The organism is Amycolatopsis sp. CA-128772, from assembly GCF_002904295.1.
Taxonomy (GTDB): domain Bacteria; phylum Actinomycetota; class Actinomycetes; order Mycobacteriales; family Pseudonocardiaceae; genus Amycolatopsis.
The window spans coordinates 352,643-362,404 of sequence record NZ_PPHG01000025.1; the positions used below are offsets into that span (position 1 = coordinate 352,643).

9 protein-coding genes are annotated in these 9,762 nt (G+C 72.8%); 4 read left to right on the plus strand and 5 right to left on the minus strand.

Translation table 11 applies throughout. From position 1 onward, the window contains the following. Nucleotides 1-186: 186 nt before the first annotated feature. On the minus strand, nucleotides 187-1,257 hold the full coding sequence (locus C2L59_RS11635; protein WP_103349537.1) for a P1 family peptidase: 1,071 nt from the start codon (nucleotides 1,255-1,257) through the stop codon (nucleotides 187-189). Then, entirely contained in the window at nucleotides 1,254-1,865 is a 612-nt protein-coding gene (locus C2L59_RS11640) for a TetR/AcrR family transcriptional regulator (RefSeq protein WP_103349538.1), read from the minus strand. Before C2L59_RS11640 ends, C2L59_RS11635 begins: the two co-directional genes overlap by 4 nt. A 154-nt stretch (nucleotides 1,866-2,019) precedes the next feature. On the opposite strand from C2L59_RS11640, the gene C2L59_RS11645 reads away from it, so the two are divergent. After that, entirely contained in the window at nucleotides 2,020-3,399 is a 1,380-nt protein-coding gene (locus tag C2L59_RS11645; protein WP_103349539.1) for an APC family permease, read from the plus strand. 192 nt (nucleotides 3,400-3,591) lie between these two features. Here the strand turns inward: C2L59_RS11645 and C2L59_RS47885 are convergent, their stop codons facing one another. Next, a complete protein-coding gene (locus C2L59_RS47885; protein ID WP_199199018.1) occupies nucleotides 3,592-3,870 on the minus strand; it encodes a hypothetical protein in 279 nt (92 codons plus the stop codon). A 263-nt stretch (nucleotides 3,871-4,133) separates the two neighbouring features. Here C2L59_RS47885 and C2L59_RS11655 point away from each other — a divergent pair, with 263 nt between their 5' ends. Both C2L59_RS11655 and C2L59_RS11660 read left to right on the plus strand, forming a co-directional pair. Then, nucleotides 4,134-5,429 (plus strand): DUF1800 family protein, encoded by a 1,296-nt coding sequence (locus tag C2L59_RS11655; RefSeq protein ID WP_103349540.1) that lies wholly within the window; start codon nucleotides 4,134-4,136, stop codon nucleotides 5,427-5,429. Then, on the plus strand, nucleotides 5,426-6,634 hold the full coding sequence (locus tag C2L59_RS11660; RefSeq protein WP_103349541.1) for a DUF1501 domain-containing protein: 1,209 nt from the start codon (nucleotides 5,426-5,428) through the stop codon (nucleotides 6,632-6,634). The genes C2L59_RS11655 and C2L59_RS11660 overlap by 4 nt, the downstream gene beginning before the upstream one ends. Nucleotides 6,635-6,637: 3 nt before the next feature. Here C2L59_RS11660 and C2L59_RS11665 read toward each other — a convergent pair whose 3' ends face one another. Further along, nucleotides 6,638-7,942, minus strand: coding sequence for a cell wall metabolism sensor histidine kinase WalK (locus C2L59_RS11665; protein WP_103349542.1), 1,305 nt, complete (start codon nucleotides 7,940-7,942; stop codon nucleotides 6,638-6,640). Further along, on the minus strand, nucleotides 7,939-8,619 hold the full coding sequence (locus tag C2L59_RS11670; protein ID WP_103349543.1) for a response regulator transcription factor: 681 nt from the start codon (nucleotides 8,617-8,619) through the stop codon (nucleotides 7,939-7,941). Before C2L59_RS11670 ends, C2L59_RS11665 begins: the two co-directional genes overlap by 4 nt. Nucleotides 8,620-8,819: 200 nt before the next feature. Here C2L59_RS11670 and C2L59_RS11675 point away from each other — a divergent pair. Then, on the plus strand, nucleotides 8,820-9,762 hold a 943-nt coding region (locus C2L59_RS11675; RefSeq protein ID WP_146060319.1), incomplete at its 3' end, for a cytochrome b.

Below are 9,762 nucleotides of genomic sequence, written 5' to 3' on the forward strand. Positions count from 1 at the left end.
GGTGGCACAGGAGCTCGGCGAGCGTCAATTGACCCGCGCGCGGAAGTGCCTGAAATTGCCGGTGACGGCGATATCGCAATTCATCGGAGCGGCATCGGGTCCGGTCGTCAGCCGGCATTCCCCGAAAACAAGGCCGGTGGCGAACGGGCGGCTCCCGACCCCGCTACGCCGGCCGGCCGGGTGTCCTCAGTGGAGCCAGCGGTGCGCCGGGAAGGCCGGCACCCGGCGGCCGCGGTGGCCGGTCGTCTCCACCCCCGCGACGAGGGCGTTGAGCACCGCCTCTTCCACGACCTGGGTGACCGCCTCCAGGAACGGGTCGATCCGGCCCCACGGCACGAACCGCAGCGACTCGTACTCCGCCGCGTCGCCCGGGCGGGGGAACGCGCTCGTCAGCGCGCCCGGGTTGGCGGTGCTGAAGGCCAGGAACAGGTCGCCCGAGAAGTGTGAGCCGCTGGTTCCGGTGCGGGACAGGCCGAGGGGGACGCGCCGGGCGAGGGCCGCGCACTGGCCCGGCAGGAGGGGCGCGTCGGTGCCGATCAGCACGATCACCGAGCCCGCGCCGGCGGGGGCGAGCCAGTCCGTTTCGTCCATCGGGTTGTCGGCGGCCAGCAGTGTGCCCTGGGGCCGGCCGGCGACGGTCAGCTCGGCGCGCGCTCCGAAGTTGGCCTGGACGAGCGCGCCGACGGTGTAGTCGTCGGCGCCGTAGCCGACGACCCGGGACGCGGTGCCCGTGCCGCCTTTGAAGCCGTAGCAGGTCATCCCCGTGCCGCCGCCGACGCCACCCTCGGCGACCGGGCCACCGCGGGCCGCGTCGATCGCCGCCACCGCGTGTCCGGTGTGGACGGTCGGGGCGTTGATGTCGTTGAGGTACCCGTCCCACGTCTCGGCGACCACCGGCAGCAGCCACTCGGCGGCCACGTCCGGCCGTTCGCGCACCACCCAGTCGATCACCCCGCGGTGGCACGGCCCGACCGCGTGGGTGTTGGTGATCAGCACGGGCAGTGTCAGCGCGCCGGTCTCGGCGAGCCACGCGCTGCCGGTCATCTCGCCGTTGCCGTTGAGGGAAAAGGTCCCGGCCGCGCACGGCGTCGCGAATCCCGCCCGGCCCCGCGGCAGCACCGCGGTGACGCCGGTGCGCACCGACTCCCCCTCGACCAGCGTCGTGTAGCCGACTTCGACCCCGGGGACGTCGGTGATCGCGTCGAGCGGCCCGGGCCGGCCGGGCGGCGCGATGCCCAGGTCGCGCGCCCGCGTCACGACTGCTCCGCCAACGCCGATCCGGTGGCCGTGCGCGCGAACGCCAGCATCAGCTCTTCGGCGGCCGTGCGGGTCAACGTCGGAACGGCGTGCGTGATGTGCAGGCCGTAGCCGTCTTCCAGGGCGACGAGGTTGCGCGCGATGGTCGTCGCGTCGTCGGTGAGGGTGAACTCGCCGGTCGCGGCGCCGGCTTCGAGGATGGCCGCGTAGCTGCCCACCTGCCGCTCGAACAACGCGATGTGCCGCGCCGCGTAGGCGGGATCGCGGCGCGCGATGGTCCCCAGCTCGTAGAGCAGCACGCACAGCTCGTCGCCGGGACCGGCCGGGAGGCCGCTGCGGATCATCGCGACCAGGCGCCGGCCCGGTGCCGTGCCGCCGGCGGCCGCGCGCTCGCGGGCGGTGCAGAACCGCTCCACCGCGTCGCGCTGCACCTCCTGCAGCAGCTCGGCGAGGCTCGGGAAGTAGTAGAGCACCGAGCCCGGCGTGACCCCGGCGCCGTCGGCGACGTCCCGGATCCGCAGGTTGAGCAACCCGCGTTCGACCACGGTGCGTCGTGCCACGGCGAGGAGCTCGGCCTTGCGCTCGACGGCTTTGCTGGGGCGTCCCATGCGCCCCATCTTTGAAGCGATCATCAAAGAACGCAACCGGCGAGACCCAACCGTGACGGACGCATCGCTTGACTTGCCCGGTAAAAGCGCCTTTGATCGCTGCTCATCAGTTTATTGACGAACTATCAAAGAACTAGCGCCGGGAGGTTTCCCGATGGCCGCTCCAGCTCTGCGTCGTGGACTACGCACGGTAGGCACGCTGCTCATCACGCTCTCCGCGATCAGCCCCGCCTCGAGCGTGTTCATCATCGGGCCGGGGGTGCTCGCGGGCGCCGGGACCGGCGCGTTCCTCAGCTTCCTCGGGGCCGCCGTGGTCGGCGTCTTCATGGCGTTCGTCTACGCCGAGCTCGCGTCGGCGTTCCCGCTCTCCGGCGGCGACTACGCGATCACCGCGCGCACTCTGGGCCGGCTCCCCGGGTTCGTCGTCCTCGTCCTGATGCTCGTCACGCAGACGCTGATCGTCGCGGTGATCGCCCTCGGCGTCGGCACCTACCTCGGCGTGGTGTTCCCCGGCCTGAACGGCACGGTCGCCGCGGCGGTGACCTGCGTGCTCGCCGGGGTGGTGGGGATCTTCGACATCAAGCTGAACGCCTGGGTGACGGGCGTGTTCCTCGGCGTCGAGATCCTCGCACTGGCCGTGGTCGCCGCGCTCGGCCTGTCCCGGCCCGCCCGGCCCTTCACCGACCTGCTGACCCACCCGGTCGCGGCCGGCGGCGGCCCGGCGACGGCGGGCGCCATCGCGGTCGCGACGTCGGTGGCGATCTTCGCGTACAACGGCTACGGCTCGGCGGTGTACTTCGGCGAGGAGACGAAGGACGCCGCACGCGGCATCGCCCGCGTGGTGCTGATGTCGCTCGGCATCACGGTGCTGGCGGAGCTGCTCCCGATCACGGCCGTCCTGCTCGGCGCGCCCGACCTGAACGCGCTGTTCGGCTCGGAGAACATGCTGTCGTACTTCATCGAGGCCCGCGGCGGGGGCACCTTGGACAAGGTCCTCAGCGTCGCGGTGGCCGTGGCGGTGGTGAACGCGGTGCTGGCGATCGTCCTGATCAGCGCACGCATGGCGTTCAGCACCGGCCGCGACGCCGCCTGGCCGCGCGCGGTCAACCAGGCTTTGGTGGCGGTGCACCCGAGGTTCGGCACGCCCTGGATCCCCACGATCGGCACCGGCGTCGTGGCGGCCGCGCTCTGTTTCGCGAACCCCAAGCTCCTGCTGGTGGTGACGAGCACGTCGATCGTCGTGGTGTACGCGGCGCTGTGCCTGGGCGCCATCACCGGCCGCCGGACGGGCACGACGGCGCACGCGCGCTACCGGATGCCGTGGTTCCCGGTCGCCCCGATGCTGGCCCTGATCGCCCTGGTGTACGTGGTGTACCAGAACATGCTGGACCCGGAGATCGGCCGGCCGAGCCTGCTGGTGACGGCGGCGATGATCCTCCTGGCGGTGGCGTACTACGTCCTGGTCCTGCGCCGTCGCGGCGGGTGGACCCTCGCCGAAGTGGACCCGGAACCGGCGGCGCATGCCGAATCCTGATGACCGGACGGAATGCTCTCCGGCAGGGCGGTCACGGAAGGCTGAGACCGTACGCCTGCAACGTCCCCGGCGCCGGTGAGCTCCTGGCCGGTGGTTACCGCGCTGGGCCCCTCGGCTCCCGGGTCGTAGGCGGCGTAGGAGTAGTCCGTGCCCGGGAAGCCGGCCCGCTGGGTGCTCGCGATGTGCTGGTCCTCACCGGAATCGGCCCACCAGTCGTTCGTCGCGACCCCGCAGTGCCCGGCGGTGAGCCCGGACCTGCCCCTCCCGGGGGTCGATCCGCCAGACCGTGCCGGGAATGCGGTCGGACCGGTACAGCCGATCGGTCACCGCAGCCGGCTCGGACCGGCGGAAGGGCCGCGGCTCGGCATCGGTGCTCGTCACGACCAGGTGTGCGTGGTCGTAGCAGGCGCCCGCGGTGTGGTCACCGAGGCCGTGCGTGAGCCGTTCGCCGAGCGCGGCCTGGACGTCCATGGGTTGCGCGGCGATCGCCGCGGAGTCGGGACGAGGGCGATCCCGGCGGCGAAGCCGAAGGGGCAAGTGGACATGGTCCCGGGAAAGCGGAGAATCGCCGTTCTGGCGCGTCGGCGGAATGGCCGGTCCGCGACGGACAAGCCGAGCCGGGCGGCACCGGAGCCAGTCTGTGCGAACCGGACTGCCGACGCTGCCTGTGGATCGGCTTAAGAAACCCGGGACACCCTCGCCGCCGGTGTGGTCCGGGCTGGACCATCGACCTCATGGTGGTGCTCTCCGAACGGGCCGCCGTGCGGCGGCTGCACGACCGGCTCGGCTTCGGGCCGCGGGCCGGTGAGCTGGACCGCGGGTTCGCCGAGACCCGGGACCGGCTGCTGGGTGGCGGGCCGGATGCCGGGGCGGCCGCGACGCCGATGCCCGATCCCGGGCCGCCGCCGGACGCGCCCGGCCGGGATCCGGCCGCGAAGCAGCGGGCTCGCCGGACGACGCAGGCGCAGGTGACGCAGGCCGTCGGGTGGTGGCTGGACCGGATGGTGGCCGCCGACCTCGCGTCCGTGGAACGGCTGACCTGGTTCTGGCACGGCCACTTCGCCACCGGCGAGCAGAAGGTGCGCAGCCCGCGGCTGATGCTCGCGCAGAACCGGACCCAGCGCGAGCACGCCCTCGGCAGCTTCACCGACCTGGCCCGCGCGATGGTCGTCGACCCCGCGATGCTGCTGTGGCTCGACGGCAACAGCAACAAAGCCGGCAAGCCGAACGAAAACCTCTCGCGCGAATTCATGGAGTTGTTCACCCTCGGCATCGGGCACTACACCGAGGACGACGTCCGCGAGGCCGCCCGCGCGCTCACCGGCTGGACCGCCAAGCGCGACGCCACCGGCGCGCAGCTGGTCGCCAAGCGGCACGACAACGGCGTGAAGCGGATTCTGGGCGCCAGCGCCGACTTCGACGCCGGGTCCTTTGTGGACCTCGTGCTCGGCCGCCCCGATTCGGCCGCGTTCGTCACCGGGCGGCTCTGGTCCCGGCTGGTGTCCACGACCCCGCCGCCGCCGGACACGCTCAACCGGCTCGTGGCCGCCTACGGCAGCCGCCGCGACATCGGCGCCCTGGTGCGCGCGATCACCGGCGAAGCCGCGTTCCACGACAGCGAGACGTCCCTGGTGAAGCAGCCGGTCGAATGGCTGGCCGGGCTGCTGCGCGCGCTCGGTGTCCGGCCGGGGAAGCTCGACGAGAAGGCCCGGGACCAGCTGCCGGCGGCGTTGCGCGGGATGGGCCAGGTGCCGTTCCAGCCGCCGAGCGTCGGGGGCTGGGCCGCGGGCGGGGCGTGGCTGACGACGTCGGCCGGGGTGGCGCGGCTGCACGCCGCCCAGCTGGTCGCCGCGCACGCGGATCTCGGCGTGGTGGCGAAGGCGCGGGACAAGGTCGCCGCGATCGGCGACCTGCTCGGCGTCGACGCCTGGTCGGACCGCACCCGCAACGCGCTGGCCGGGCTGGCCGGGAACGCCCGTGAACTGTCCACAGTGGCCGCTTGTGCCCCCGAATACGTAGTGAGCGGGTGACGATCGTGCAGCAGGTGAACCGTCGCAGGTTCCTCACCGCGACCGGCGTGACGGCCGCCGCGGCGCTGGCCGCGGGCGCCACGCAGGTCGACTGGGGCCGGCTGATGTCGGCCGCGCAGGAGCGCCCCCTCGATCCGGACGCCGGCGTGCTGGTCGTCGTCACCCTCTACGGCGGCAACGACGGGCTCAACACCGTCGTCCCGGCGGGCGATGCCGGCTACCGGAACGCGCGCCCGGAACTCGCGTACCGGCCCGACGAGGTCCTGGACCTGGGCGAGGGGCTGGGGCTGAACCCCGGCCTGAAGGGGTTCAAAAGCCTCTGGGACGGCGGCCGGCTCGCCGTGCTGCGCGGGGTCGGCTACCCGAAGCCGGACCACAGCCACTTCCGGTCGATGGCGATCTGGCAGACGGCGTCACCGGAGACGTCGGTGCCGACGGGCTGGCTCGGCCGCTGGCTCGACGCCACCGGCGACGACCCGCTGCGCGCGGTCTCGGTCGACCCGGTCCTGCCGCCGCTGCTCGCCGGCGAACGCACCGCCGCCGCGTCCCTGCCGGTCGGCGGCCTGAAACTGCCGGGCGGAGCGCTCGGGAAGGCGTTCGCCGGCCTCGGCTCGGCGCAGCCCGGCGAAGGGTTCTGGCAGGCCCGTGCCGCTCGTTCGGTGACCGACCTGCACCGGGCCGTGCAGACGCTCGGGAAGCCCGCGAAGGACGGGCAGAAGGCCCAGGGCGAGCTGGCCGCGCAGCTCGACGTCGTCGCCGGGCTGATCGAGGCGGGCGTGCCGACGCGGGTGTATTCGGTGTCGCTGGGCGGGTTCGACACCCACGCCGACGAGCGCGGCACCCAGCAGCGGCTGCTGACCGAACTGGACGGTGCCCTGTCGCCGTTCACGCAGCGCTTGGCGAAGACCGACCGCGGCAAGCAGGCGACGGTGCTGGTGTACTCGGAGTTCGGCCGGCGCGTGACGGCGAACGCCAGCCAGGGCACCGACCACGGCACGGCGGGACCGGTCTTCGTCCTCGGCGCCCGGGTCAAGGGCGGCTTCCACGGCGCCGAGCCCAGCCTGACCGACCTCGACAACGGCGACCTGAAGCTGACCACGGACTTCCGCGACGTCTACGCCTCGCTCGTGGAGAACGTGCTCGGCACGGACGCGGGCCGGGTCCTGCCGGGACACCGCGGGCGGCTCGACGGGTTGTTCGCCTGAGCGTCACGGCACGGACGGCAGCCCGGCCAGGCGGAACCGCGCTCCCCCGCCCGGCGCGGCTTCGCACCACAGGTCACCGCCGTGGGCCCGGGCGAACCCGCGGGCGATCGGGAGGCCCAGGCCCGACCCGGATCGGGTGCGGGCGGCGTCGAGGCGGACGAGCCGGTCGAAGATCCGTTCGCGGTCCGCGGCCGGGACGCCCGGGCCGGTATCGGTCACCGTCACGCCGTCGCCGGTGACTTCCAGGGTGAGGGTGCCCCGGCCGTCCATCGCGCGGACGGCGTTGCCGCTCAGGTTGGCGAGGATCTGGGTCAGCCGGGCCCGGTCGCCGAGCACGGTCGTGTCCGGCCCGCGCACCTCGACCGTGACCTCCGGCGCGGTCAGCCCGACCTGCTCGGCCTGCGCCGCGGCCAGCTCCCGCAGCGGCACCGGGGCCCGGTCGAGCTCGGCGCCCGCGTCGAGCCGGGCCAGGTCCAGCAGGTCGGCGACGAGCTTGCCGGCCCGCTGCGACTCGCGGACCACCAGCAGCTGCAGCCGTTCGCGCTGCTCGTGAGGTGTGTCCGGGGGCTGCTGCAGCAACGCCTCGGCCGCCGCCTGCACGCCCGCCAACGGCGTCCGCAGCTCGTGGGCCGCGTCGGCGACGAACCGCCGCGTCCGCTCTTCGGAGGCCCGGGCCGTGCCCTCCGCGCCTTCGAGCGCGTCGAGGGCGGAGTCGAACGCGGCCGCCGCGCGCCCGAGATCGGTGCCGGTCCGTTCGGGCGCGAGCCGGCCGCCACGCTCCCCGGACACGATCGAACGCGCCAGCGCGGTCATGGCGTCCAGCGGCGCGAGGGCGAACCGCACGGCCAGCAGCAGCGCGGCGGCGGCGACGGCCAGCGCGGCGACGCCGGTGGCCAGCAGCACCCACCGCAGGCTCCGCTCGGCCGCCGCGATCAGGGACTCGTCGGCGGTGAGGACCAGCTTGGCGCCGTTGATCCGCGGCGGCCCGGACAGCGTCGCGCGCACCTGCCGGATCCGGGCGTCCGCCGGCAGCGGCGCGGTGCCGAAGAACGCGCCGCCGGGCAGGGTCAACGAGCCCGTCACGCCCCGCGTTTCGACGCGCCGCACCAGGGTCTGCGGGGCCGCGTTCTGCTTGGCCAGCTGCTGCGCGAGCTGGACGCGGGTGGTGAGCACCGAGTTGACGTCCCGCTCGGCCTGCGCGCGGAACACCGCGTCCACCACCAGGCCGACGGCGACCAGCACGACCGCCAGCACCACCAGCGCGGTGACGGTGACCCGCCGGCGCAGCGACGCCGTCCGCAGGCTCACGGCTCGCCGCGCAGGACGTACCCCTGGCCGCGCACGGTGTGCAGCACGCGCGGTCCGTGCGCTTCGAGCTTGCGGCGCAGGGTGCTGACGTTGACCTCGACGAGGTTCGGCGCGGAGTCGCCGTAGCCCCACACCGCGGTGAGGACCTGGGTCTTGGACACCACCCGGTCCCGGTGCTGGGCGAAGTACACCAGCACCTTCCACTCGGTCGAGGTCAGTTCGACGTCGGTGTCGCCGTAGCGGGCGCGGCCGCCTTCGACGTCGATCACGAGGTCCCCGACCTCGACGGCCGGCCGGGTGCGTCCGGTCCGGCGCAGCACCGCGGTCACCCGCGCGACCAGTTCGGCGAGCACGAACGGCTTCACCAGGTAGTCGTCGGCCCCTTCGCCGAGCCCGCGCAGCCGGTCCTCGACGCCGTCACGCGCCGTCAGCATCACCACGCCGGCGGCCGAGGTCCGCCGGATCACCCGCAGCAGCTCGAACCCGTCCCGCCCGGGCAGCAGCACGTCGAGCACCACCAGGTCCGGCCGGGTGCGGACCAGCTCCGCCTCCAGCTCGGCGCCGTCGGGCCGCGAGCGCACCGCAAAACCCGCGTCGGCCAGCGCGGACTCGACCGGCACCCGGATCGCTTCGGCGTCCTCGATCACCAACACGCGCGGCGGCGTCGGCTCGTCCACCCCGCCAGCCTAGAGGCCGCGCGGCGGCGGGGAACACATGCGAAACGGGCACGATGCAAAGCTCGATTGGGACCCCCACAAACTCGGGTTACTTCGAGAAGTATCGATTCATACCCGATGCAAACCGGCCTGCCCGGTTGCCGCATCGATCTCCCGGTGTCACGGTCGAAAGCGGGACGACCGGGAGGAGCGGGGTGCCGATGAGTTCACTCACCACGCCGACCAAGGGCTCGAGCGCTCCTGCGCGGCGCCTGGGCGAGGCCGCGAACAACGCCGACCAGCGGTACCAGCTGGCCAAGGGTCTGCGGCACCAGATGAACAAGGTGTTCCCGACCCACTGGTCGTTCCTGCTGGGCGAGATCGCGCTCTACAGCTTCATCATCCTGCTGCTGACGGGGGTGTACCTGACGCTGTTCTTCGACCCCTCCATGCAGGAGGTCGTCTACCACGGCAGCTTCAAGAACCTGCAGGGCATGGAGATGTCGCAGGCGTTCCGCACGACGCTGGACCTCTCCTTCGACGTCCGTGGCGGGCTGTTCATGCGGCAGCTGCACCACTGGGCGGCGCTGATCTTCGTGGCGTCGATGGCCGTGCACATGCTGCGGATCTTCTTCACCGGCGCGTTCCGGCGTCCGCGTGAGGCGAACTGGGTGATCGGCGGGCTGCTGCTGATCCTGGGCTGCTTCGAAGGCTTCTTCGGTTATTCGCTGCCGGATGACCTGCTTTCGGGTACCGGGATCCGGGCGACGCTGTCGGGGATCGTGTTGTCGGTGCCGGTGGCGGGGACGTGGATCCACTGGGCGTTGTTCGGTGGGGAGTTCCCGGGGGATCAGATCATCCCGCGGTTGTACACGCTGCACATCCTGTTGCTGCCGGGCATCATGCTGGCGCTGGTGGGGGTGCACCTGGCGTTGGTGTGGTATCAGAAGCACACGCAGTTCCCGGGGGTGCGGCGCAAGGAGTCCAACGTGGTCGGGGTGCGGATCATGCCGTACTTCGCGCTCAAGGGCGGCGCGTTCTTCACCCTGGTGGTGGGGGTGCTGGCGTTGATGTCGGGGCTGTTCCAGATCAACCCGGTGTGGAACTTCGGCCCGTACAACCCGGCACAGGTCTCGGCCGGGTCCCAGCCCGACTGGTACATGG